This window comes from Syntrophomonas sp. DTU019 (assembly GCA_913757435.1).
Taxonomy (GTDB): Bacteria; Bacillota; Syntrophomonadia; order Syntrophomonadales; family Syntrophomonadaceae; genus DTU019.
The window spans coordinates 180,164-205,123 of sequence record CAJYDM010000002.1 but is presented as its reverse complement, the minus strand read 5'-3'; the positions used below and the strand labels follow the sequence as shown (position 1 = coordinate 205,123).

At 53.7% G+C, this 24,960-nt stretch carries 23 protein-coding genes; all 23 read left to right on the top strand.

Annotated elements, in window-relative coordinates; genetic code table 11:
- Positions 1-21: 21 nt before the first annotated feature.
- The 23 genes from rseP to AC15IQ_RS06500 all read left to right on the top strand — a co-directional run bounded on the left by rseP (position 22) and on the right by AC15IQ_RS06500 (position 24,896).
- Positions 22-1,053 carry an RIP metalloprotease RseP gene (rseP, locus tag AC15IQ_RS06610; RefSeq protein WP_483178038.1) on the top strand — a complete coding sequence of 344 codons (1,032 nt, stop codon included), beginning with the start codon at positions 22-24 and terminating at the stop codon, positions 1,051-1,053.
- A gap of 4 nt (positions 1,054-1,057) precedes the next feature.
- Positions 1,058-2,152 (top strand): flavodoxin-dependent (E)-4-hydroxy-3-methylbut-2-enyl-diphosphate synthase, encoded by a 1,095-nt coding sequence (gene ispG, locus AC15IQ_RS06605; RefSeq protein WP_483178036.1) that lies wholly within the window; start codon positions 1,058-1,060, stop codon positions 2,150-2,152.
- A 2-nt stretch (positions 2,153-2,154) separates the two neighbouring features.
- Complete coding sequence (locus AC15IQ_RS06600) at positions 2,155-3,876, top strand: proline--tRNA ligase (protein WP_483178034.1); 1,722 nt, start codon at positions 2,155-2,157, stop codon at positions 3,874-3,876.
- 26 nt (positions 3,877-3,902) lie between these two features.
- Positions 3,903-4,565: an MgtC/SapB family protein gene (locus tag AC15IQ_RS06595; RefSeq protein WP_483178032.1), complete on the top strand. Its 663-nt coding sequence runs from the start codon at positions 3,903-3,905 to the stop codon at positions 4,563-4,565.
- Between the two features lie 42 nt (positions 4,566-4,607).
- A complete protein-coding gene (locus AC15IQ_RS06590) occupies positions 4,608-8,222 on the top strand; it encodes a PolC-type DNA polymerase III (protein WP_483178030.1) in 3,615 nt (1,204 codons plus the stop codon).
- Positions 8,223-8,384: 162 nt separating this feature from the next.
- Entirely contained in the window at positions 8,385-8,840 is a 456-nt protein-coding gene (locus AC15IQ_RS06585; RefSeq protein ID WP_483178028.1) for a ribosome maturation factor RimP, read from the top strand.
- A 13-nt stretch (positions 8,841-8,853) separates the two neighbouring features.
- Complete coding sequence (nusA, locus tag AC15IQ_RS06580; RefSeq protein ID WP_483178027.1) at positions 8,854-10,008, top strand: transcription termination factor NusA; 1,155 nt, start codon at positions 8,854-8,856, stop codon at positions 10,006-10,008.
- Positions 9,992-10,267 (top strand): RNase P modulator RnpM, encoded by a 276-nt coding sequence (rnpM, locus tag AC15IQ_RS06575; protein WP_483178025.1) that lies wholly within the window; start codon positions 9,992-9,994, stop codon positions 10,265-10,267. Before nusA ends, rnpM begins: the two co-directional genes overlap by 17 nt.
- Positions 10,268-10,279: 12 nt before the next feature.
- Positions 10,280-10,621, top strand: coding sequence for a L7Ae/L30e/S12e/Gadd45 family ribosomal protein (locus AC15IQ_RS06570; RefSeq protein ID WP_483178023.1), 342 nt, complete (start codon positions 10,280-10,282; stop codon positions 10,619-10,621).
- Positions 10,609-13,407, top strand: a complete 2,799-nt coding sequence (gene infB / locus AC15IQ_RS06565) for a translation initiation factor IF-2 (protein ID WP_483178021.1) — start codon at positions 10,609-10,611, stop codon at positions 13,405-13,407. The genes AC15IQ_RS06570 and infB overlap by 13 nt, the downstream gene beginning before the upstream one ends.
- Positions 13,408-13,446: 39 nt before the next feature.
- Positions 13,447-13,815 (top strand): 30S ribosome-binding factor RbfA, encoded by a 369-nt coding sequence (gene rbfA, locus AC15IQ_RS06560; protein WP_483178019.1) that lies wholly within the window; start codon positions 13,447-13,449, stop codon positions 13,813-13,815.
- Positions 13,815-14,777 (top strand): DHH family phosphoesterase, encoded by a 963-nt coding sequence (locus tag AC15IQ_RS06555; RefSeq protein WP_483178017.1) that lies wholly within the window; start codon positions 13,815-13,817, stop codon positions 14,775-14,777. Before rbfA ends, AC15IQ_RS06555 begins: the two co-directional genes overlap by 1 nt.
- Before the next feature lie 14 nt (positions 14,778-14,791).
- On the top strand, positions 14,792-15,673 hold the full coding sequence (gene truB / locus AC15IQ_RS06550) for a tRNA pseudouridine(55) synthase TruB (protein WP_483178016.1): 882 nt from the start codon (positions 14,792-14,794) through the stop codon (positions 15,671-15,673).
- 26 nt (positions 15,674-15,699) lie between these two features.
- Positions 15,700-16,659 carry a bifunctional riboflavin kinase/FAD synthetase gene (locus AC15IQ_RS06545; RefSeq protein WP_483178014.1) on the top strand — a complete coding sequence of 320 codons (960 nt, stop codon included), beginning with the start codon at positions 15,700-15,702 and terminating at the stop codon, positions 16,657-16,659.
- Positions 16,660-16,869: 210 nt separating this feature from the next.
- Positions 16,870-17,139, top strand: a complete 270-nt coding sequence (gene rpsO / locus AC15IQ_RS06540) for a 30S ribosomal protein S15 (RefSeq protein ID WP_481040003.1) — start codon at positions 16,870-16,872, stop codon at positions 17,137-17,139.
- Between the two features lie 57 nt (positions 17,140-17,196).
- The gene (locus tag AC15IQ_RS06535; RefSeq protein ID WP_483178611.1) at positions 17,197-19,308 is read left to right on the top strand and encodes a polyribonucleotide nucleotidyltransferase; all 2,112 of its coding nucleotides are present in this window, start codon (positions 17,197-17,199) and stop codon (positions 19,306-19,308) included.
- 404 nt (positions 19,309-19,712) lie between these two features.
- Entirely contained in the window at positions 19,713-20,573 is an 861-nt protein-coding gene (locus AC15IQ_RS06530) for a VanW family protein (protein ID WP_483178012.1), read from the top strand.
- Positions 20,570-21,304, top strand: a complete 735-nt coding sequence (locus AC15IQ_RS06525; protein WP_483178010.1) for a polysaccharide deacetylase family protein — start codon at positions 20,570-20,572, stop codon at positions 21,302-21,304. The genes AC15IQ_RS06530 and AC15IQ_RS06525 overlap by 4 nt, the downstream gene beginning before the upstream one ends.
- A complete protein-coding gene (locus AC15IQ_RS06520) occupies positions 21,297-22,466 on the top strand; it encodes a D-alanyl-D-alanine carboxypeptidase family protein (RefSeq protein WP_483178008.1) in 1,170 nt (389 codons plus the stop codon). The genes AC15IQ_RS06525 and AC15IQ_RS06520 overlap by 8 nt, the downstream gene beginning before the upstream one ends.
- 20 nt (positions 22,467-22,486) lie before the next feature.
- A complete protein-coding gene (locus tag AC15IQ_RS06515; protein ID WP_483178006.1) occupies positions 22,487-23,761 on the top strand; it encodes a M16 family metallopeptidase in 1,275 nt (424 codons plus the stop codon).
- Between the two features lie 84 nt (positions 23,762-23,845).
- Positions 23,846-24,283, top strand: coding sequence for a dUTP diphosphatase (gene dut, locus AC15IQ_RS06510; RefSeq protein ID WP_483178004.1), 438 nt, complete (start codon positions 23,846-23,848; stop codon positions 24,281-24,283).
- A gap of 11 nt (positions 24,284-24,294) precedes the next feature.
- Positions 24,295-24,564 (top strand): YlmC/YmxH family sporulation protein, encoded by a 270-nt coding sequence (locus tag AC15IQ_RS06505; protein ID WP_483178002.1) that lies wholly within the window; start codon positions 24,295-24,297, stop codon positions 24,562-24,564.
- Between the two features lie 98 nt (positions 24,565-24,662).
- A complete protein-coding gene (locus AC15IQ_RS06500; RefSeq protein WP_483178000.1) occupies positions 24,663-24,896 on the top strand; it encodes a helix-turn-helix domain-containing protein in 234 nt (77 codons plus the stop codon).
- The last annotated feature ends 64 nt before the right edge of the window (positions 24,897-24,960 follow it).

Below are 24,960 nucleotides of genomic sequence, written 5' to 3'. Positions count from 1 at the left end.
AATCCTGCAAGGAGGCCAATTATGACCATACTTCTCACTATTATTGTACTGGGCTTGTTGATTTTCGTACACGAGCTGGGGCATTTCCTGACCGCACGTGCCATAGGCATTCCGGTCTATGAGTTTGCTTTGGGTTTTGGTCCCACATTGATATCACACCGTAAAAACGGGGTGAGCTATTCCCTGCGTCTGATACCATTAGGAGGATTTGTGCGTATGGCCGGGGAGGAACCAGGGGATAACGATGACCCTAAGGGGTATAGCCGCCGCACCCCGCTGGAGAAGATCGCGGTGTCTGTGGCCGGGCCGGCCATGAACCTTTTCCTGGGGCTATTAATCTTTATTTACAGTTATGCTTTTATAGGCCTGCCCACACCTACCAATGAACCGGTGATCGGCCAGGTCATAGCAGGTGAACCGGCTGCTGCAGCAGGAGTAATGCCCGGTGACCGGGTTTTGGCCATCGACGGACAGCCTATCGCCAGCTGGGAGCAGATTACCGCCCACATGAGCAGTAAAGAGCCCGGTAAAGCAATAACCCTGACTCTGCAGCGCCAGGCCGAAACCATCGATCTGCAGATGGTGCCGGTTCCCAATGCGCAGACCGGCACCCCCGCTATCGGGGTGATGGGCCAGGTGTTATATGAAAAGCAGGGCATAATACAATCCATAGCCTATGGCTTTCAGCAGACCTTCTATCTGACCGGGGCACTGCTCTCGGGATTGTGGATGTTGATCAGCGGCGGGGCTTCAGCCGGTGATCTGGCAGGGCCGGTAGGCATCACCATGATGGTGGGAGAGGCTTCACAATACGGGACCATCTTCCTTTTGTCTTTCATCGCTTTTCTCTCCATCAACCTGGGGATATTGAATCTCCTGCCTATACCGGCACTGGATGGTGCCCGGGTGGTATTCTCACTGGCGGAGATTCTGCGCCGTAAGCCTATCGACCCGGAAAAAGAGGGCTTCATTCACTGGCTGGGATTTATGTTCCTGATGCTTATCATTGTGTTCGTGACCTATAATGATATACTGCGGCTTATTAAGGGATAGAGTAATGAGAAAGCTGACCAGAATAGTCGATCTGGGCGGTATTATGATTGGTGGCGGCCACCCGGTGGTGGTGCAGTCCATGTGCAACACCGATACCAGGGATGTGGAAACCACGGTAACGCAGATCAAGGCTTTGGAGAAGGCCGGCTGCGAGGTGGTGAGGGTGGCAGTGGTGGATCAGACTGCCGCCCAGGCTATAGCTGATATCAAGTCACAGATTAACATACCGCTGGTCGCTGATATACATTTTGATTACCGTCTGGCTTTACAGAGCATTGCCTCGGGATGTGACGGGCTGCGCCTCAATCCGGGAAATATCGGGGCAGCCTATAAGGTGCGGGAAGTGGTCGTGGCCTGCCAGGACCGGGGCATTCCCATTCGCATCGGAGTCAATGCCGGATCACTTGACAAGTCCTTGGCCGATAAGTTCGGTGGGGCTTCTGCCAAGGCCTTGGTGGAGAGCGCCTTGGAGCATGTCAATATATTGGCAGCGATGAATTTCAACCATCTGAAAATATCCCTGAAATCCTCTTCGGTGCCGATTACCGTAGAGGCCTACCGGCTTATCAGTGATATGGTGGATTATCCCCTGCACGTCGGGGTGACCGAAGCCGGCACCATGGAGAGAGGGCTGATCAAATCCAGCCTGGGCTTGGGCATTCTGCTGGCGGAAGGAATTGGGGATACTATCCGGGTATCTTTGACCGCCTCCCCGATAGAGGAGGTTTGGGCCGCCTACGAGATTCTGCGTGGCCTGGGTATGCGTCAATATGGAGCTGAATTGATATCCTGCCCCACCTGCGGACGCTGTGAGATAGACTTGATCAAGACCGCTCAACAGGTTGATCACTGCCTGCGCCAGATTTCTGCCCCCATCAAGGTGGCGGTGATGGGGTGCGTGGTCAACGGGCCCGGGGAGGCCAGAGAAGCCGATATTGGTGTGGCCGGAGGCCGGGAAGTGGGGTTGTTGTTCAAAAAAGGCCAGATCGTACGCAAAGTGCCGGAAAATCATTTGACCGAGGTGCTATTAGCGGAGATAGATGCTCTATTAAAACAGGAAGGTCAAGCCGTTAAGGCTGCAGATAAGGAGGAGGCTTAATAATGCTCTGTTCACAAATGTTTTTTCCCACTTTGAGAGAGGTGCCTAGCGAAGCAGACGTGGTCAGCCACCAATGGTTGTTGCGTGCCGGGTTTATACGCAAGACCACCTCCGGGGTGTATACTTACCTCCCCCTGGGTTACCGAGTGATCAAGAAGATCACTGAAATCGTGCGCCAAGAGATGGACCGGGCAGGCGGTCAGGAGGTTATGATGCCCATTGTCCAGCCCGCTGAGCTGTGGCAACAATCAGGGCGCTGGGATGTGTATGGGGATGAGATGTGGCGGCTTCGTGATCGTCACGACCGTGCCTATTGCCTGGGACCAACTCATGAGGAGATAATTACTACTCTGGTCAATGCCGATGTTCACTCCTATCGCGACCTGCCCTTGCTGCTGTATCAGATCCAGAATAAGTACCGAGATGAGATCAGACCGCGCTTTGGATTGATGCGCGGCCGGGAATTCATCATGAAGGACCTCTATTCCTTCGATGTGGACCATGCAGGCTTGCAGATTTCGTACGAGAAGATGCGGCAGGCTTATAACCGTATCTATCAGCGCCTGCAGCTCTCCTACCGCATGGTTGAGGCCGACAGTGGAGCTATCGGCGGCAGCGCCAGTCATGAATTCATGGTCCTAGCGGAAACCGGGGAATCGGAGATTGTCTATTGCGACGCTTGTGATTATGCAGCCAATGTGGAAAAAGCAGTTTGCAGCCCTGCAGCCGGGGCAGAGCCAGAGGAATGCGGGGAGATGATAACCATCAGCACTCCCGGATTGAGGACCATAAACGATCTGGCCGAACATATGCAGATAGCTGCACAAGAGCAGGTCAAGACCCTGTTCTATACCTCCGACGGCGAGCTGGTGGCAGCAGTGGTGCGGGGTGACCGTGAACTGAATGAAATAAAACTGAAAAACGCTTTGAATTGTAATGAATTGCTCATGGCCGATGAAGCTGTGGTCAGGGAAAGGTGTGGAGCCGGGTTCGGCTCATTGGGGCCGGTGGGACTTGATGTGCCCCTGTATGTTGATTTGGAAGTGCCCCAAATGGCTGCTATAAGCTGCGGCTGCAACCGCGATGATTTCCATTACAGCCGGGTCAAGTATGGCCGCGATTTCACCGCCACTGCGGTTTTGGACCTGCGTTCCGCTGAAGCCGGCGACCCGTGTCCTCATTGCCAGGGGCATCTGTTGAAGATGCGCGGTATAGAGGTGGGTCATATCTTCCAACTGGGGCTTAAATACTCTGTAGCCCTGGATGCCACCTACCTCGACAAGGATGGGCAGCAGAAGCCTTTTGTTATGGGATGCTATGGCATTGGGGTGTCCCGCACCATGGCGGCGGCGGTGGAGCAGAACAACGATGCTGACGGCATTATCTGGCCCATGCCCATCGCCCCTTACCATGCCATTATTGTGCCGGTTAATGCCAATAAGGCCGAGCAGTGGGAAGCCGCCTGGAGGATATATCAACAGCTGCAAGAACTGGGGGTGGAGGTCCTGCTCGATGACCGCGACCAGCGTGCCGGAGTTAAATTCAAGGATGCCGACCTGATAGGCATCCCGCTGCGCATTACTATCGGACCCAAATCCTTGCAGGAAAAGCAGGTGGAATTGAAGAAGAGATGGGAAGGCGAGACCCATCTGATAGCTATTGACCAGGTAGCCGCCGAAGTAGTCGCTATTATCGAGCAGGCGAGTCAGGTTAAGATGGGTTAACCAATAAAGGTAATGGATGTGGGAGCATGACCATCTATGAGGTTGTTTTTAAACTGGCCTTGGCTGGCATTCTGGGGGGCTTGATCGGACTGGAGCGCGAAAGCCTGAGCCGCCCGGCCGGGCTGCGCACTTACACCCTGGTGTGTGTGGGTTCCACCTTGGCCATGATCGTATCCATAGATATTTACCTGCAGTATTACCACACCGTCAATGCCGACCCCGGGCGTATCGCCGCCCAGGTGGTAAGCGGCATCGGTTTTTTGGGGGCTGGTACCATAATGCGCGAAGGCTCCACCGTGCAAGGCCTGACCACCGCTGCTGGTCTGTGGGTGGTAGCCTGTATCGGGCTGGCCGTAGGAGCCGGGTTATATCTTCCTGCCGTGGCCACCACTCTCCTGATCCTGTTTGTACTGATTTACTTCATCCGCTTCGAACATCGCTTCACCGGAAGGCGCGAATATAAGGCCATCGTGTTGGTGGTCCAGGATCGTCCCGGACAGGTGGGCGTCATCGGTTCAATTTTGGGCGACATGAACGTATTGATGAAGAACATACAACTCAACCGCCTTGAGGGCGATGACCTGGAGATAGAGCTGCTCTTACAGATCCCTTCCAATACTACGGTGGAAGAAGTGGTGGAACGCCTGGGCGAGATGCAGAATATCAGGAGTATCTACCGGTTGAACTAGGGTTCAGATTGGTCAGCTGATTTCCAAAGGGGGCTGGAGATTTTGGAGTCGAGCGCAGATTTCTTTGCGCTGTTACATAAGCATGCAGGATTCTGCCAGGCCGAGGCCTGGCATGGTGCTGTTATAAACCGGGTGGAGGTTTATCCTTCCCAGAAATTATGGCGCCTGTCGGTTGAGGTTAGGCAGCCCGTAAAGACCAGCCTCCTGGAAGATACCATACAGCACCTGCAGGGTCTTATGGATGGCCTGCAGGTGGAATTGTGCGTTCAGTGCAGCGATGATGCTACCCTGCGGGATATGGTGGGGGAACGCTGGCAAGACATAATGCCGCTTTTGGGACCGAATGCCCAATCAGTGTCATGGGCGGTGGAGAATCACCGCCTGGATCTCATCATTGACAATGAAGGATACTATAACCAACTGCTGGAGAATGGATGTTGCCAGCGGATTTCAGCCTGGTTCCGCGATAATTATGGAATCATGGTCATTTGTCGGGTCAAGCTGGAGGTGTCCCTTCAGATAAACCAGGGACCTGCCCCAACCCTGATCCCAGTAGCTGAAATCCAGGTGCTTAACTATGACACTACTGCAAGAGCAGGCAAAAAAACCGTCTCTGCTGCCAGAGCCAGGCGAAAATTCTCCCCGGTGAGGATGGCCGATCTCCAGGAAGGTCAGCAGAATATCAAGGTGGAAGGGCAGCTATGGCAAAAGGAAATGCGACCCCTTCGCGGCGGGCGCTGCGCGGTGGAATACTATCTGACCGATTTTTCCGGAAGCGTGATAGTAAAACAATTTCTTGATAAACCCGAAGATGATAAAGCCTCCCTAGGGCAGTGGATGTCAGCCGCCGGGGATGTGCGTTACGACCCTTATGCCAAAGAGGCCGTCCTGTTCGCGGTTGCTATTGACAACATAGAGGCCCCGCAGCGGCTCGATGAAGCCCCGGTAAAAAGGCTGGAACTGCACGCCCATACCAAGATGAGTGCTGTGGATGGACTGGCTGAAGTGGGGGAGTTGGTGGCCCGGGCTGCTAAATGGGGCCATCCCGCCATCGCCATAACCGACCACGGCTGTGTGCAGGCCTTCCCCGATGCTTATAATGCCGCGCGTAAGCACCGCATCAAAGTAATCTACGGAGTGGAGGGCTACCTGTTTGAAAATGACCTCAAGGAGCGGGCTTACCATGTGATTATCCTGGCCCGGAATGCTCAGGGTTTGAAAAACCTCTACACTCTGATCACCCTTTCCTATCTCCAGTATTTTTATAAGAACCGGCCCCGCATCCCCAGAGCAGAGCTGCAGCGATTGCGTCAGGGGTTGCTGGTAGGCAGCGCCTGTCAGGCCGGGGAGGTCTACCAAGCCTTTTTGAACCGGGCTTCCGCACAGGAACTGCACCGTATCGCAGACTTCTATGATTACCTGGAGATACAGCCATTAAGCAACAATGAGTTCCTGGTTCATAAGGGGCTGGTGGCCGATGACAAGGCCCTCATGGACTTAAACCGGGGCATCATCGAGCTGGCCAGGGAACTGGGCAAACCAGTAGTAGCTACCGGGGATGTGCATGTCTTAGATCCCCATGACGGCATCCTGCGCACCATCATTCAAGCCGGCCAGGGTTACGATGATGCCGAATCCGACAAGCCCCTCTACCTGCGCACCACCCAGGAAATGCTGGATGAGTTCAGCTATCTGGGGGAAGATGCCGCCCGGGAGGTAGTAATCGATGGCCCGCACCGGGTCAACGCTATGATCGAGGCTGTGCAGCCGGTCCCGGATGGCTTTTATCCTCCTCAAATCGAGAGCGCCAGTGAAGAGATAACTGCCCTGGCCTGGAAGCGGGTCGCAGAGATTTACGGCAATCCGTTGCCCGAGGTGGTTGAGAATCGCACCAAAAAAGAACTGCAATCCATTACCGAACACGGCTTCAGTGTGTTGTACCTGATCGCTCATAAGCTGGTTAATAAGTCCAACCAGGACGGTTATGTGGTAGGCTCACGCGGCTCGGTGGGCTCATCTCTAGTGGCTTATCTGACCGGCATAACCGAGATAAATCCACTGGCGCCGCATTACCTGTGCCCGGCATGTGCGTATTCCGAATTTGCTTCGACGGCGGTCTCCTGTGGCGCTGACCTGCCGGATAAAAACTGTCCCCGTTGCGGCCAGGAATTGTTGCGGGACGGGTTTGATATTCCCTTTGAGACCTTTCTGGGATTTGAAGGCGACAAAGTCCCGGATATTGACCTGAATTTCTCCGGGGAATACCAGTCCCGGGCTCATCAGTATGTGGAGGAACTGTTCGGCAGAGAGAATGTCTTCCGGGCTGGAACAGTTCAAACCATCGCCACCAAGACCGCCTTCGGCTATGTGAAAAAATACAGCGAAGAGCGCGACCTGAATTACAAGAATTCCGAGATCAACCGCCTGGTTCAAGGCATTACCGGGGTTAGAAAAACCACCGGCCAGCACCCTGGAGGACTGATTGTGGTGCCCAAGGACCGTGACATATTGGAATTTACCCCCCTGCAGCACCCTGCCGACAACAAAGAATCGGGGATAATCACCACTCATTTTGAATACCATGCCATCGGTGATCAACTGGTGAAGCTGGATATTCTGGGCCATGACGATCCCACCGTCATTAAGCAACTGGAGGATCTTACCGGTGTCAAAGCCAATTCGGTCAGGCTGGGGGACAAGACTACCATGAAGCTCTTCTCTGGTCTAGAACCCTTGGGCTTGGATGCCGGGGTCATCAACAGCACGGTGGGCACCTTTGGCATCCCCGAGTTCGGCACTCGTTTCGTGCGACAGATTTTGGAGACTACCCGTCCCTCTACCATGTCTGAACTGATCAGGATATGCGGGCTTTCTCACGGCACCGATGTATGGCTCAACAATGCTCAGGAACTGGTGCAGTCCGGGCAGGCGCAGTTGAAAGATGTTATCTGCACCCGTGACGACATCATGCTCTATCTGATTCAGTTGGGGATGGAACCGAAGCAGGCCTTTAAGATAATGGAAAAGGTGCGCAAAGGCAAAGGGGTAGATCATGAAGAGGAAGCTATCATGCTCAGCTGCGATACCCCCCGTTGGTATGTGGATTCTTGCCGCAAGATCAAATACATGTTCCCCAAGGCTCATGCTGCGGCTTATGTGACTATGGCCTTCCGCATAGCCTGGTACAAAGTCCATTACCCCCTGGCTTTCTATGCCAGTTTTTTCAGTGTGCGCGCACAGGACATGGAGATCGAGAGCATGTTGGGAGGTTATAACCCCATCTTAAAACGCATTCAGGAGATCGAGAAAAAAGGACAGCAGGCAGAGGGTAAGGATAAGAAGCTCTTGCCGATTCTGGAGGTAGCCCTGGAAATGTATGCGCGCGGCTTTTGTTTTTATCCGGTGGATATCTATGAGTCCCACGCCAGCCGCTTCCAGATCAAGGGCAACGGCCTCTTATTGCCATTTGCGGCCCTTCCCGGGGTAGGTGAAGCAGCCGCCCAGAGCATCGTCAAACTGCGCGGCGACACACCCTTTTTATCGATTGAGGAGATGCAGATGCGCACCCACCTCAACAAGACCACTTTGGAGATGCTGCGCAAATATGGCTGCCTGGAGGGACTGCCGGAGAGCGCGCAATTAAATTTGTTTGCCTGAGCATGCTGACCCCGGTAATTTAGACCTTAAAGCGGTTGAATAGAAACTTGAAATTGTGTTATACTCTTAATGAGCTGGTAATAGTATGTTACTCAAGTGGGTTCTTTGCCCACTTTTTCTATTGTATGATGCCGGGCTCAGGCCTACTTGGAGGAAAATTGTATGAATACGGACAAAGCCAGCCGGTTAGAGGCGCTGCTGCAAAGGCCCCTGGAAAAACTGGGGTTTGAATTGGTGGAGATTGAATATCAGCGTGAAGCCGGGGACCGCATCCTGAGGCTTTACATAGATCGTGAAGAGGGCATCGACCTGGAAGCCTGCAGCCAGGCCAGCCGGGCTGTCAAAGGCCTCATCGACGAGGCTGAGATCGAGTACGACCATATGGAAGTATCCTCGCCAGGGTTGAATCGGGTCATAAAGACCGACCGCGACTTGCAGCGTTTTACTGGACAGACCATCAGACTTAAGACTGTGCAGGCTTATGAAGGACCGCGCAAAATGGTGGGCACTCTGCAGGGTTTCAGCCCTACAGAAATCAGCATAATAAACCGGGAAAACCACCTGGTGACCATACCACGTGATATGATCTCGATAATCAGATTACACCCAGACTTTTAGAGGAGGAAACACCATGTCCAACGAGTTGATCCAAGCCCTACATGAGATCGAGAGGGAACGGGGGATTCCTAAAGAAGCCCTTATAGATGCCATCAAATCGGCTTTAAATACCGCTTATAAGAAGAACTTCGGCGTAGCTCAGAATGTGAGCGTGGAGTTCGATGAGAGGAGCGGGGATGTGCATGTTTACTCCCAGAAGAGGGTGGTGGATCAGGTAGAAGATCCACGCCTGGAGATAACCCTGCCCGAAGCCCAGGAACTCTACCCCGAATGCCGGGTGGAAGACATGGTCTATGTTGAGGCTACCCCCACCAATTTCGGGCGCATCGCCGCACAGACCGCCAAGCAGGTAGTAATACAGAAGCTGCGTGAAGCGGAACGGAGCCTGATTTACCAGGAGTTCCGGGAAAGAGAAGGCGAGATCGTAACCGGTACGGTGCAGCGCCTCGAGGCTAAGACCCTCTATATCAGCCTGGGCCGCACCGAAGGCATCATGCTGCCTTCCGACCAGATTGCTCAAGAGAGATACGAGGTAGGGCAGCGCATCAAGGCTTATATCTATGAAGTTAAGGATACCCCCAAGGGTCCTAACATCTTCTTGTCCAGGGCGCACCCATCCTTCTTGAAGAGGCTGTTTGAACTGGAGGTTCCCGAAATCTACGATGGGATAGTGGAGATCCGCAGCATTGCCCGGGAGGCCGGCTCCAGATCCAAGATCTCGGTGCATTCCTATGATGACAAGGTGGATCCGGTAGGGGCTTGCGTGGGACCACGCGGTTTCAGGGTGCAGAATGTAGTATCCGAACTGGCTGGGGAGAAGATCGATATCATTCGGTATGATAAGGATCCCAGGCGCTTTATTGCCAACGCTTTGAGTCCATCCAAGGTAATAAATGTCATTCCCAGTGAGGAAGACAAAGTGGCCCGGGTGATAGTACCCGATTACCAGCTCTCCCTGGCCATCGGCAAGGAAGGCCAGAATGCCCGTCTGGCTGCCAAGCTGACCGGTTGGAAGGTAGACATCAAGAACGAAAGCCAATACCTGGCAGAATTTGATGATTATGACCCCGACCAGGATGAAGTCCCATTCGAGGAAGACGTGGAGTTCGACGAAGACATGGAATCCGGTGAAGACATGGAGAATGAGGAAAATGGTCAGGATGCGTAAACCCCCCCTACGCATGTGTGTGGGGTGCCGGGAGATGAAAATAAAAAAGGAACTGATCCGCATCGTGAGGTCGCCGGAAGGTGAGATTTTTATGGATACCACCGGCAAAAAGGCCGGGCGTGGAGCCTATGTGTGTCCCAACCTGCAGTGCTTCAATAAAGCGGTGAAATCAAAAAGCATCCAAAAGGCCCTGGAACATGATATCCCCGCGGAGGTTCTGGCCAGCATCGAAAGCCAGATAGCAGGGATGAATTCGTAAGGATGTGAGGTATTGCTCAAATTATACAATCTGCTCGGCCTGGCGATGAGATCGGGAGCGGTTTCATCGGGGGCGGTGGCAGTAAAGAATAGTCTGCTTCGGAATAGAGCCTGTTTATTGATTATAAGTGAGGATATAGCGGAAAAAACCCGGGAGTCCCTGGTAGCCTGGTGTGAGAAGCAGCACATCCCCTATCTGGTTGCGGGCGACAAGTATCGCCTCGGCAACGCAGTAGGGAAGGCCTACCGGGTAGCTGTTACAGTGAATGAGGAAGGCATAGCCAGGCAAATAATGAAAGTCTATGCTGCGGGAGATGAGCCAAATACGACGGGGGTGGTTGAATGGCCAAAATAAGAGTGCATGAAATAGCAAAAGAACTGGGTAAGTCCAGTAAAGAAATGGTCGATATTCTCCAAAAAATGGGGCTGGATGTGAAGAACCACATGAGCACTGTGGAGGATTCTCAGGCCAGTTGGGTTAGGAAACAACTGACCGAAGCGGAAAAAGGCAAAACCAGATCGCAGAGCGATCCGGCACCACCGAAAACCAAAGGCGATGTCGCCCCACAGCCCTCTCGCGGCGCTGCTCCAAAACAGCCACCAGAGCCGTCTTCCCAGCCCGAACGTGCTCCCCAAACCTGGCGTCCCCCTGGAGCCGGCAGTGCAGGCGGAGCCCAACCACAGCCCACCCCCAGAAATGAGGATAGGCCGGCAGCCAGGCAGGGCCAAGCAAAGACTGACCGTCCTGTTCAGCCGGGCGCGCGTCCCCAGGCCCAGGGGCAGGAGCAAGGCGCTCGTCCGCAAACTCAGCCACAGACTCAGGGCAGGCCGCAGCAGCCTCAGGGAGGCATTCCCCAAACCCAAGGCGGCCGCCCCCAGTCCCAAGGGCAGGCTCAGGGCGGCAGGCCGCAGCCGCAAGGGCAGCGTCCTCGGCAGAGTCAGCCCCAGGGAGGTCGTCCTCAGCCCCAGGCTGGCAGGTCGCAGCAGCAGGGACAGGGGCAGCGCCCCCAGTCGCAGCCACCGGGCCAAGCCCCGAGATCGCGGCCATCAGGCGGACGTCCGCCACAGGGTCAGGGCGGCAGACCGCAGGACGGACACCCTTCGCATAATCGGCCCCAGTCCGCGCCACAGGCGCGGGACCGCTTCAACCAGCCGCGGCCGCAGGAAGCGGGCAATCGGCCTGCTGCCGCACCATGGCCCAAAAAGGTGGCCACGGATGGCGATAAAGGCGCTCCCCGGGGGGGCAAGCCCGGGACTGCATCGAAACCAGGCCAGGCCCCGGCTAAAAAAGCCGGCGACAACCGCTTTGGGCAAAATCAGCCCAAACGGGATTACAGCCGACCGCAGAAGAAAACCAAGCATAAACGTAAAAAGGAAGAGATCATTCTGCCGCCGCCGGAGGTTATTACCATCGAAGCCCCCATCACGGTCAGAGAACTGGCTGACCAGCTGCGGCGCAGTTCGGCGGACATTGTAAAACGGCTCATGGAGCTGGGGGTAATGGCCTCCATCAACCAGCCTATAGATTTCGAAACTGCCGAAATCCTGGCCAGCCTCTATGAGGTCAGGGTGGAAAAGGCAGTGTCGGAGGAAGAGAAGATTTTGGAAGAGATTGTTGACAGTGAAGAGAGCCTGGTGTCACGCCCACCGGTAGTCACTGTTATGGGTCATGTCGACCACGGCAAAACCTCACTGTTGGATAGAATCCGCCACTCTGATGTGGTCTCCGGAGAGGCCGGAGGCATCACCCAGCATATCGGGGCATATCAGGTCAAAGTCAACAACAACCGGGTCACCTTTATCGATACCCCCGGCCACGAGGCATTTACAGCCATGCGCGCTCGGGGTGCCAACCTGACCGACCTTGTCATCCTGGTGGTGGCAGCCGATGATGGTGTTATGCCGCAGACGGTTGAAGCCATAAATCACATTCGGGCCGCAGGGGTGCCTTTCTTAGTGGCGGTCAATAAGATTGATAAGAGCGGTGCCAATCCGGATCGGGTCATGCAGCAGCTCACCGAATACAGCATCGTTCCCGAGGAATGGGGCGGAGACACCATCTTTGTACCCATTTCGGCCAAGACCGGGGAGGGCATCGACAACCTCCTGGAAATGGTGTTACTGGTGGCAGAGATGCATGATATTAAGTCAAATCCTGACCGGGCCGCAGAAGGGGTAGTAATCGAGAGCAAACTGGACAAAGGCCGGGGACCGGTGGCTACTGTCCTGGTGCAAAAAGGTACTCTGAAAATCGGTGATTATATATTGAGTGGCAGCAGCCTGTGCAAGGTGAGGGCTATGAACAATCATCGCGGCGAGCGGGTGGAATTGGCATATCCCTCCATGCCAGTGGAGATCACCGGGTGGTCTGAACCCCCTGAAGCCGGGGGACGGGTGCAGGTGTGCGATGAGAAAGTGGCCAAAGAAGTGATCGGCCTGCGTTTAACCGAGAAGAAGATCGAAGAACAGCGCCAGAGCAGCCGGGTCTCCCTGGATGATTTCTTCAAGCACATCCAGGAACACGAGCTGAAAGAACTGCGCCTTATAATCAAAGGCGATGTGCAGGGCTCGGTGGAGGCTCTATCGGGCTCATTATTGAGGCTCAGCACCGATGAGGTCAAAGTCACTGTTCTGCATTCCGGAGTGGGAGCCATTACCGAAAGCGACGTCATGCTGGCCTCGACTTCGGATGCCATCATCATCGGTTTCAATGTGCGTCCTGACTCCAAAGCCCGCAAATACGCGGAGGATGAGCAGATCGACGTGCGCCTCTACCGGGTCATATACGAGGCCATAGATGAGGTCAAAAAGGCCATGGCGGGTCTTTTGGAACCGGAATACCGGGAGAAATTCCTGGGCCGGGCCGCAGTCCGGGCAACCTTTAAGGTGCCCAATATCGGCACCATCGCGGGATGCTATGTCAATGAGGGCAAATTCCTGCGCAATGCCGAGATGCGTGTATTGCGCGATGGGGTCATCATTTACGAAGGCAAACTGTCCTCTTTAAAACGATTTAAAGACGATGTTAAAGAGGTGGCCGAAGGATACGAATGCGGCATGGGCATCAAAGATTTCAACGATATCAAAGAAGGCGATGTCATTGAGGCATTTACCATCGAAGAAATACCCCGTGAATTATAAGAACTAAGCTGAGGGAGTGCCATTACAGGGGGTAATGTTATGAGCAAACGACGCCAGGAGAGAATGTCAGTAGAAATACAGCGAGTTTTGGCCCAGATTCTGCGGGATCAGATCAAGGACCCCCGGGTGGATTTTTCGACGGTGTCGGTCACCCGGGTTGATGTCAGCCCCGATTTGGGTCATGCCCGGATCAATATCAGTATTCTGGGCGGTGCAGAGAAACAACAGGAGATCATGAAGGTCCTGGAAAAGGCTAAAGGTTTTGTGCGTACCGAATTGGCCCAGGGGATACAGCTGCGCCATGCTCCGGAGTTGGAATTCCGACTGGACAAGTCCATTGAACACGGCATCCGCATCTCTTCCTTACTGGATGAGATTAAACAGGAAGAGGGCAGCAGGAAAGAGTGATGAACAGTCTCGAAGACATAGCCAGCCAACTGCTGCAGGATAATGAACTAGTCTTGGTGGGGCATGCCATACCTGATGGGGACTGCATCGGCTCCATGCTGGGGATGGCCTGCGCCCTGCGTGCACTTGGCAAAAAGGTGGAGATGATACTGGAAAACCCGGTGCCGGTAATATACCATTACCTGCCTCACTGGGAGGACATCAAAGAGCCTCACAAAGTGGAATCTAGCGGTTTTACTGCGGTGTGGCTGGACTGCTCTGATCAATGCCGGGTCGATCAGTCTGTTCGAGAGGCTCTTCAGGGAGCGGCAAAAGTAATCAACATCGACCATCACCTCGGCAACAGTCTTTTCGGAGACTACAATTTCGTGGATACAGAGGCCGCAGCCAGTGCTGAAATCGTGTATCGGCTATTGAAAAAAATGTCCCTAGCTATCACCGCAGAGGTGGCCAACTGTCTCTATGTTGGTATCATCATGGATACCGGGCGCTTTTTGAACAGCAATACCACCAGCCTCACCATGGAGATAGCTGCAGATTTGCTGCGAAGCGGTGCCAGTGTAGAACTGGCCCGCAACCACCTGTTTGAATCCAAACCGTTGCAGGAAGTTATGCTGTTAAGATTTGCCCTGCAGCATCTGCACTTAAGTGAAAACGGCCAGGTGGCGTGGATGTGCATCAGCCTGGCGGAGGCCCAGCAGGCCGATGCCCTGGATTATCACCCTGAAGGGATTATCAACTACGCCCGCATGATAAGCGGGGTGGAAGTGGGACTTTTATTCAGAGAGGTGGCTCCCGGGCAGGTGAAAGTGGGTTTTCGTTCCCGGGGCCGGATAGATGTGGCCAGTCTGGCACGTGGGTTAGGCGGAGGGGGCCATCGCCTGGCTGCAGGAGCCAGTATCAACGGCAGCCTGGAGGAAGCAGTAGCCCAGGTACTGGCAGTGGTTAAGGATGTGTGCTGAGTTTGCATGGGTTCTTGAATATCGATAAACCTGCGAAAATGACCTCCACCGATGTATTAAGGCGCCTTAAAAGACTGCTCCCCAAAAAGAGCAAAATCGGCCACCTGGGCACGCTGGATCCTATGGCCACCGGGGTTCTGCCGGTAGCAGTGGGCAATGCCACCCGCATCATCAGTGTGATGGAGAAAAACCGCAAACGCTACCAGGCCGGGATGTGCCTGGGAGGGGTCTCAGATACCGAGGATGCCTGGGGTGAGGTGACCCTGACGGGCAGGAGCGATTTTGATATGGACCGGCTGGAGTCAATAATACAGGGATTTACCGGCCTGATAGAACAGGTTCCCCCGATGTATTCGGCTTTGCACCATCAAGGCCAGCGTCTCTACGATTTGGCCCGGAAGGGACAGGTGGTGGAGCGGCCTCCCCGGCAGGTGCACATATACCGTCTCACCCTTGTGGAGATCAGCTACAAGGGGCCGCTGCCGGAGATGACCCTGGATATACTGTGCTCACCAGGCACCTACATACGCAGCCTGTGCCGCGATATCGGTGAGAGACTGGGTACTGGAGCCTATATGAACCGACTTCGCCGTCTTGAGGACGGGCCTTTTAGAATTGAAGCGGCATTGGCTTTAGAAGCCTTGCTGTCAGGTGCAGCGGATTTGCAGGAGGCGCTTTTGCCGCTGGACTACCCCTTGAGCGACTGGCCGGTATATCGGCTGCGCAGCGAACAGGAAGAGACCTCTCTATGGCACGGCAGAAGCCTGCCGGTGGATTACCGTGAAAACATCCCGCAGCTGCGCATTCACAACCGTCAGGGTGAACTTGCCGGCATCGGACGGATTGAAGCCGATAATGGTGAGCCCCGCTTGATACCATTGCGCGTGTTCCATTGAAATCGTGGCCGGAAGGGATTTGGGTTATGCAGATAGTAAGAGAAATTGATAATTACAAAAGTGACGGCCGGCCGCTATATTTGGCCTTGGGCAATTTTGACGGCCTGCACCGCGGTCACCAGCAATTGATGAACAATGTGATAAGAGCCGCCCGGAATAATGATGGCACTGCTGCGGCCTTTATCTTTGAACCCCATCCGATCAAAGTCCTTTTCCCCCATAGAGAATTAAAACTGCTGGCCACCCCGGAGATGAGATCAGAGTTATTGGAGGCTCTGGGGCTGGACCTGTTGATATACAACTCCTTTTCCACGGAAATTGCCCGTTTGACCCCGGAGCAGTTTGCGGCGGGCATTTTAGTTGAACGACTGGCGGTAAAAGCGGTCTTCGTGGGTTTCAACTACTCCTTTGGCTTTAAAGGCGCCGGCACCCCGGAAATGCTGGAGAGCTTCGGCAAACAGTATGGGTTTGAGGTCCATGTCATCCCACCGGTGAAAGAGGGCAGCGAGGTCATATCCAGCACGCTGGTGCGCCAGGCCATTGAAGCTGGTGACATCGAATACGCGGCTCAGCTCCTGGGCTATTTACCCAAGGTGGAAGGGTTGGTGATCGAAGGTGAGAAAAGGGGGCGGCAGATCGGTTTCCCTACCGCCAACCTGGGAGTTGCTCCGGATCTGGTCATACCGGGCAAAGGGGTGTATGCAGCCTGGGCCCGGATAGGAACTGAGGTGGTCAAAGCGGTGGTCAACATCGGCAGCAAACCCACCTTTCATCCAGAATATCCGGTTTCCATTGAGGCCCACCTGATTGATTATGAGAGGGATCTCTACGGCAAAACGCTCCGGCTTTATTTCACCGCCCGGCTACGCGATGAACAGAAGTTTGAGGGCATTGAAGCTCTGGTCAAACAGATCGGGCTGGACCGGGACAGGGCGGCACAGACCTTGAAGTCCTTCCATGCTAGCGGTCTGGCGTTTACAATCTAAATTCACTGTGCTACAATTTACCTTGGCTATCAAAGCATAGGTATAAATACAGCATCTCACTGGAATAATTCATTATATGAGCCTAAGCGAGGTCCAGCACCTCCAGGCCGCAATTCCATTTATAGTGAGACAGAACCATAGGCTAGGGCGGCGAGCCACCGACGCTGTGCTTGGTTTATGGCGATTTAGGCAAAAAAGGAGGTGAAACACGTGTCACTATCACCGGAAAGAAAACAGGAACTGATCAAGACCTTTCAGGTGCATGAGAGCGATACCGGCTCCCCGGAAGTGCAGATTGCTATTCTGACCGAGCGTATCAACTACCTGAATGAACATCTCAAGGCCAATAAAAAGGATTTCCACTCCCGCCGCGGACTGCTTAAGATGGTTGGCCAGAGGCGGTCTTTATTGGACTATCTGAAGAACAAGAATTTTGACCGGTATCGTGCCATCGTTACCCGGTTGGGTTTACGCAGATAAAGAGCGGCATGCCGCTCTTTCACTATATATGCTTAGCATATTAGGAAGGAGGAAAAGATTATCGTCAACAGATATACAACCGAAATTGCAGGCCGGCCCCTGATCGTGGAGATCGGGCAGGTAGCCAAACAGGCTAATGGCGCAGCTTTAGTAAGGTACGGTGACACCGTTGTATTGGTTACGGCCACAGCCTCAAAAGAGCCCCGCGAAGGCATTGATTTCTTCCCCCTCACAGTAGACTATGAAGAAAAGCAATACGCCGCCGGCAAGATCCCGGGCGGGTTCATCAAGCGCGAAGGCCGTGCCACTGAACTGGCCACCTTATCGGCTCGCCAGATCGACCGGCCTATACGCCCCTTGTTCCCCAAAGGGTTCAAAAACGACATTCATATAGTAGCCACGGTGATGTCGGTAGACAAGGACAACACCCCAGATGTTACTGCTATAATTGGAGCCTCACTCGCCGTGAGCATCTCCAACATCCCCTTTAATGGCCCTCTGGCTGCGGTAATTGTAGGCCTGGTCGACGGGCAACTGGTTATCAATCCCACGGTGGAACAGTCCCGCCAATCAGATCTGCATATGGCGGTGGCGGGAACCAAAGAGGCCATTATGATGGTAGAGGGCAGCGCCAATGAGGTGCCTGAACAGACCATGATCGATGCTATTTTCTTCGCCCATGAGGAGATTAAGAAAATCGTAGCCTTTCAGGAGCCTATTATTGCCGCCCTGGCTCAGCCCAAAATGGAGGTCATCGCCCCCAAGGTGGACGAAGAACTGGAAGCAGCAGTACGAGCCTACTCCTACGAGTTGCTCAATCAGGCGGTGCGGAACCCGGACAAGAAGGCCCGCGAAGTCGATATGGACAAGGCTAACGACAGTATTATCGAACATTTCGCTGAGATCTACCCGGAACAAATCAAACAGGTGGGCTCAATAGTCGATGCCATGATGAAAGAAATCGTGCGCAAAATGGCCCTGGAGGATGGAGAACGGGTAGACGGGCGCACCTTGAATGAGATCAGGCCGGTCAGCTGTGAAGTGGGCTTCCTGCCCAGACCGCATGGCTCCGGTTTATTTACCCGCGGTCAGACCCAGGTGCTGTCAGTGACCACCCTGGGCGGCATGAGCGAGGAACAGCGCCTGGACGGGCTGGGCATCGAAGATACCAAGCGCTACATCCATCACTACAACTTCCCGCCGTTCAGCGTCGGTGAAGTAAGACCGATGCGCGGCCCGGGCCGCAGAGAGATTGGGCATGGTGCCCTAGCGGAACGCGCGTTGTTGGCAGTCATCCCCCCGGAGAGCGAATTTCCCTATACCATTCGCGTAGTGTCCGAGGTCTTGGAATCCAATGGCTCCAGTTCCATGGGCAGTGTGTGTGGCAGCACCATTTCCCTGATGCATGCCGGGGTGCCCATCAAGCGCCCGGTTTCCGGAATCGCTATGGGTTTGGTCAAAGTCGAGGATAAATTCGCCATATTAAGTGATATTCAAGGCATTGAGGACGCTTTAGGCGACATGGACTTCAAACTGGCCGGCACCGAAGTCGGTGTGACCGCCCTGCAAATGGATATCAAGATCAGCGGGGTGAGCCGGGAGATCGTGGAGGCAGCCATGGCACAGGCCAGAGAAGGCCGTATGTTTATTATGGGCAAGATGATGGAAGCGATCTCTGAGCCCAACAAGGAGCTTTCTCCCTATGCTCCGCGCCTGACCAAGATGATGATCCCCACTGACAAAATCCGTGAGGTGATCGGCCCAGGGGGCAAAGTAATACACAAAATCGTAGATGAGACCGGATGCAAGATCGACATTGAAGACGACGGTACCCTATACATCATGGCCACTGACGGTGAGGCTGCACAAAAGGCCAAGACCTTGATTGAGTCCATCATCGCTGAAGTTGAAGTGGGCAAGACCTATATGGGAACAGTTAAACGCATCATGGATTTCGGTGCCTTCGTGGAGATCATCCCCGGTGTGTTAGGCAGTCAGGGTAAAGAGGGGCTGGTTCACATCTCTCAACTGGCTGAAGAACGGGTCAACAAGGTCAAAGACGTGGTCGATATCGGCGATCAGATACTGGTCAAAGTTACCGAGATCGATAAACAAGGCCGGGTCAACCTTTCCCGTAAAGCGGTTCTAAAGGCCGCCGCCAAGAACTAGACCAGCACCATAAATTGCTCACATCCAAGTAAACCGAGAGCTTCTCGGTTTATTTGCATTTTCTGAGTGTGAGCCACGTCAGTGACGGTCTCCCATACTAGTTGTCTTTTTGGTCTGGTTTCACCAATGGCAGAGTATGTTAACGGACTGCCGCTTTCAACTGCTGGGGACGATATGGTTGAGAAATTTTTAAACTAGAGGCCATGAATATGTGGACCCGCTGCATTTTTTAGTTTTCAATAACTGATATCTGTCTGACCGTATTAGAAAATTAGTTGATTTTTATTTGCCCCTTGCCAGCACGCTTGAAAACCGTTGTAAAATTGTCAGTCACTGAAGAGTCAGCCGGTTGGTCATACCGCTCTTAAGCCATGAATATGTATGGTAAGAGGAGAAACAGGAAGGTGGCCAGCAAAGTTAAGACATATTTCTATTTCTTTAAAATCAATGCCAGGGCGTTGCTGTTAATCACCTTTTTCATCAGCTTCTCCTCCCTGGCAATGTGGTTTGACGACCTGGAACGGGAAGTCAACGGGGTCAAGCCGGGTGTGACTATAGCCGGGCGGGAGGTTGAAAGGCTGCTCCCCGGTGAGGTGCAGCAGGTGGTATTAGAGATGGCCCTGCAGTATCACCATTATCCGCTAGAACCCAGGATAGACAAGGCAAGCGGCAGCATCATCAAGGAAAAAGACGGCAACCTGCTCGATGTAATCGAGTGTCAGAAGATGATCATCAATGCCCCTCCCGGAGCACAGCTGGAAGTGCCATTGATTCCGGTTAAAGCGCGGCACAGCAGCGCTGAACTGGAAGCCGCTAAACAGGTGGTGGGCCAATATCAGACCTGGATCAGCGGCAGTGCCGACCGCCACCACAACATAGCGCTGGCTGCCCAGGGAGTCAGCAATGTTTTGTTATGGCCCGGGGAACGATTTTCTTTTAACGATATAGTGGGGCCGCGTTCCCCGGAACGGGGCTATTTACCGGCCCCTGTTTTCCTCATGGGGGGCCATGGCATAGATTTCGGGGGTGGGGTGTGCCAGGTGGCCAGCACCTTATACAATGCCGCACTGATGGCCGGTCTGCATATCGACGAGCGTCACCCGCATAGCAAGCCGGTCCATTATGTACCTGAAGGGCGTGATGCCACAGTAGCCTATCCCGGTGTGGACTTGCGCTTCACCAATAATAAGGAGGGGCCGGTGATCATCAGGGCAGGTGTGAGCGGAAGCAGTCTATGGGTCAAAATTATGGGGAGGTCAAAATGAAAACAATTTATTTTTCCTGGAAGAATTTAGGCGTGACAGCTGGACTGGTACTCATAATCGGTTTGAGTCTGCTCATCACCCACTTCCAGCAAGGCCAGGACGTACAGGCCAATGCGAATGGGGCTGTCTATCAGGGCAGCAGCGGCGGCAAAGCAGTTGCTGTTACCGTCAATGTGGATTGGGGCGGAGAATACATCCCGCAGATGCTGGAGGCCTTTAAGAAGTACGATGCCCAGGCCACCTTCTTTGTGACCGGGACATGGGCCGAGAACAATCCTGAATTAATGAAAAACATGGCCGCCGCCAATCACAGCATACAGAACCACGGCTATAAACACGTTCATTTCAACAGTTTGAAGGCCGCCCAGGTGCAGTCCCAAATCAAACAGGCCGAAGATGTGATCTTTGCGGCTACCGGCCGCAAGACCCAGTTTTTCGCACCCCCTTACGGGGAGCAGAACGGACCCCTGGTAGCAGCAGTGGATGACATGGGCTACCAGTATATAATGTGGAGCATAGACACCATCGACTGGCAGAAGCCAGCCCCGCAGGTCATTGTAGAGCGGGTGATGAAGAAGGTGCATAATGACGCCATTATCCTCATGCACCCGACTGAACCGACCGTGGTAGCTCTCCCCGCCATCCTGGCCAGCCTGAAAGAGCAGGGCTATAAGATGGTGACTATTGAAGAACTGCTGACCCCTCCCGCAGAAGGGCAATTAAATGGGTAGCAACATGGTGAAGAAAGCTATTTGGACTGTAGTGGCACTGCTCATCTTCGGCATGATCAGCTTCTGCAACCTGCCGCCAACTCTAGCAGCCCCTAGCACCAGCTCAAAATATGTCTGTTTGATGGATTCTGCCACCGGACAGGTAGTGTACGGCAAAAACATCGACGAAAAGCGCCAGGTGGCCAGCACCACCAAGATGATGACCGCCATTCTGGCGGTTGAGTATGCCGCACTGGATCAGATCGCCGTAGTGAGCAAACATGCCGATCAGACCGCAGAATATACCCTGGGCATCAAGGCAGGCAGCGAACTGACCGTGGAAGAACTGCTTAAGGCGGCTCTATTAAAATCGGCCAATGACGCTGCGGTAGTACTTGCTGAACATGTAGCCGGGGATGAGATGTTGTTTGCCCATTTGATGTCGGTGAAAGCCTTTGCCATCGGTGCAGTCAGTACCCGCTATGAAAACGCTTCCGGGCTGCCCGGCAGCCGTCAATACAGCACTGCTTACGACCAGGCCGTCATTGGGCGCTACTTGATGACCAACCCGGTGTTGAAACCCCTGGTAGGCAGCAAACAGGCATATTTTAAACACCCCCAATACCGAGAAGCCCTCTTGCTCAATAACACCAACAGCTTGCTCACCAGTTATCCCGGCGCCGATGGAATCAAGACCGGGACTACCAACGCGGCCGGCAAGTGCTTGGTGGCCTCAGCCACTAGACAGGGACGCCAGCTAATTGCAGTGGCTTTAAATTCCTATGACCGCAATGGGGACTGCAAGCGCCTCTTAGACTATGGTTTCAACACCACCAGTCCAGTACTGGTGGTGAATAAAGCCGAACCCTTCAAGGAGATATTCCTCAGAGAGGGAGAGACTGACATATTGTCACTGTACCCTGATCAGGACATATATCTATGGATGGGGGATGCCCAGCTTAATGTTGAAAAAAGGGTATCATTAGACTATGATATAAAAGCACCAGTGGCAATTGATGAAAATTTGGGAACCATAAGAGTATATGTGGAGGGAAAACCCGTGGCTGAAGTCAGCCTGATAAGCGGGACTGAATACAAGCGGCAACCGCCTTGGGCGATACGCATGTTAAATGGCTTAGCCCGGCGCTGGGGACTTTTTTCAGATCCCGTCGATGTCCCATAAACTTGCTGGAGGTATTGGTTTTGATCAACGATTACAAGCTTTTAAATGGCTGCCGATTGGTTACAGAGGAGATCCCTTATGTGCGTTCGGCAGCCATTGGTATCTACATCCGGGTCGGCTCCAGGCATGAAGCGGAATACATCAAAGGCGCGGCTCATTTTATTGAGCACATGCTATTCAAAGGCACAGAAAGTCGTTCTGCTCGTGACATCGCCGAGAGTTTTGAGAGCATCGGAGGCCAGCTCAACGCATACACCGCCAAAGAATATACCTGTGTGTACGCCCGCACCTTGGACGAGCATCTGAGCCTGGCCATGGATATACTTTTTGATATGCTGTTTGCCGCCAAATTTGCTCCCAAAGACTTCGATAATGAAAAGAAGGTTATCATAGAAGAGATCAATATGTATGAAGACACCCCCGACGATCTTATTCATGACGTGTTCGCGCGACAAATGTGGTCACAACACCCGCTGGGATCTCCCATACTGGGAACCAGGGATTCGGTATCGAGCTTTGAACGGGGGCCCATCTGCGACTTCTACCGAGACCATTACCAGCCCTCCAATATGGTAATAGCGGTGGCAGGCAACATCGACAGCGTAAAGGTGAAAGATGCGATCAGCGCCCACCTTGAGGGGCATAGCGGAGGCGACCTGAAGGTAGGCCAGGAAGTGCAGCGTAACTATCGCTGCTTCTCCAATCTGGTGGAAAAGCCCACCGAACAGGTGCAGATCTGTATCGGGGTGCCAGGCATCAACTACTTTGATGAGCGCCGCCACGCCCTGAATATCATGAACAATGTCTTCGGAGGAGGCATGAGTTCCAGGTTGTTCCAGTCCCTGCGGGAGGAACTGGGCTTGGCCTATTCGGTCTACTCTTACCCCGCCGCCTATTCCGACAGCGGGGCTTACTCGCTTTACATCGGCACTAACCCGGGCCGTATTGACACCTGTTTCGAAGCCCTGTTCAAGGAAATCAGGAGCTTTCTGGAAACCGGCATCACTCCCCTGGAGCTGGAGAGGACACAGCAGCTGATCAAATCCAGTCTGTACCTGGGGTTGGAGAATGTCATGAACCGAATGAGCCGCTTGGGCAAATCCATGCTTATGTACGGTGAGGTCCATGCCCCGGAAGAGATCATGGACCGCATACTGGCAGTGGATGCTCAGCAAGTGCATGAACTGGCTTTGAGCCTGTTGGGTAAAGAACCCTTTTCACTGGCCGCCATTGCCCCGCAACAGACATTAAACGAGGTAGAGCGGGCTTTTAACCACTACTGGACAGTGCCTTAAGGCAGTAGGTGGGCTTTATTCTAAGCTGCTGGCTGGACATAGCTGATTAGGCAGCTAATGCGTTGTAGAGAGGAGTATGAATCTGTGGAGGTACTGATAAAACGACTGCATTCCCCGGACCTGCCCTGGCCCCAATACATGACCCCGGGTGCTTCCGGGGTTGATCTTTATGCTGCCAATGAAGCAGCAGTAGCGATCCCCCCGGGGAAGTTCAAACTGATTCCTACCGGCCTGGCGGTGGGAATCCCTGAAGGCTACGAAGCCCAGATCCGGCCTAGAAGCGGGCTGGCTTTAAAGCACGGCCTCACCCTACTCAACACCCCGGGTACCATTGATGCTGATTACCGCGGAGAAATCATGCTCATCGTCATAAACCTGGGGGACAAAGAGTATATTGTGGAAAGAGGCGATCGGATCGCCCAAATGATCTTCGCCCGGGTGGAAAAGCCGCGGCTGGTGGTAAGCCGGGAGTTGGATGACACTGTCCGGGGCAGCGGAGGGTTTGGGCATACCGGCCTTTAGGAGGGATTAATATGCGTTTGAACGAACTGGTGGGCAAAGAGATGGTCAACATCTATGATGGGATGAGAATGGGCACCGTGGGAGATTCGGACATGCTCATCGATGAGGAGAACGGCCGCATCATATCGATCATACTCCCTAACCGCGGCAATGCCTTTACCTTCTGGGCCGATCGGCAAAAGCTAGTGATACCCTGGGAGGCTATAAAGAAAATAGGCCGTGAGGTTATCGTGGTTGACCTGGACCATACCCATATGCGGCTTAAGAACAGTTCCATGTGATCGTCTTTCATCAAACCTGGGGACGCAAATGCGTCCTCATTTTTGTATTTATCGGCACTCTATCTTTAGGGCAAGCTATTCAAAAAAGAGGTGGCATAATGAAAGAATTTAATAATGAACCGGGCTCCTACCCGCCCTGGTCGCGTATACCCTCACTGCAGGATATGTGCCGCGAAATCGGTATAGGCCACGATCAGTTGATAGAGGCTATTGCCGAGGGATTGAGTACGGAAGAAGCCGCCCGGAAAATGCAGGTTACGACCGCAACCATGGACGCCTTGTATGAGCATTTCTATCGCTATGGGATCAGTTCAGTACAGGGCGGGGATTAGATTTAGCATATCGAGGCCGGGCGGGATACTGCCCGGCTCTTAACTTTTTCGCTCCCTTAACAGT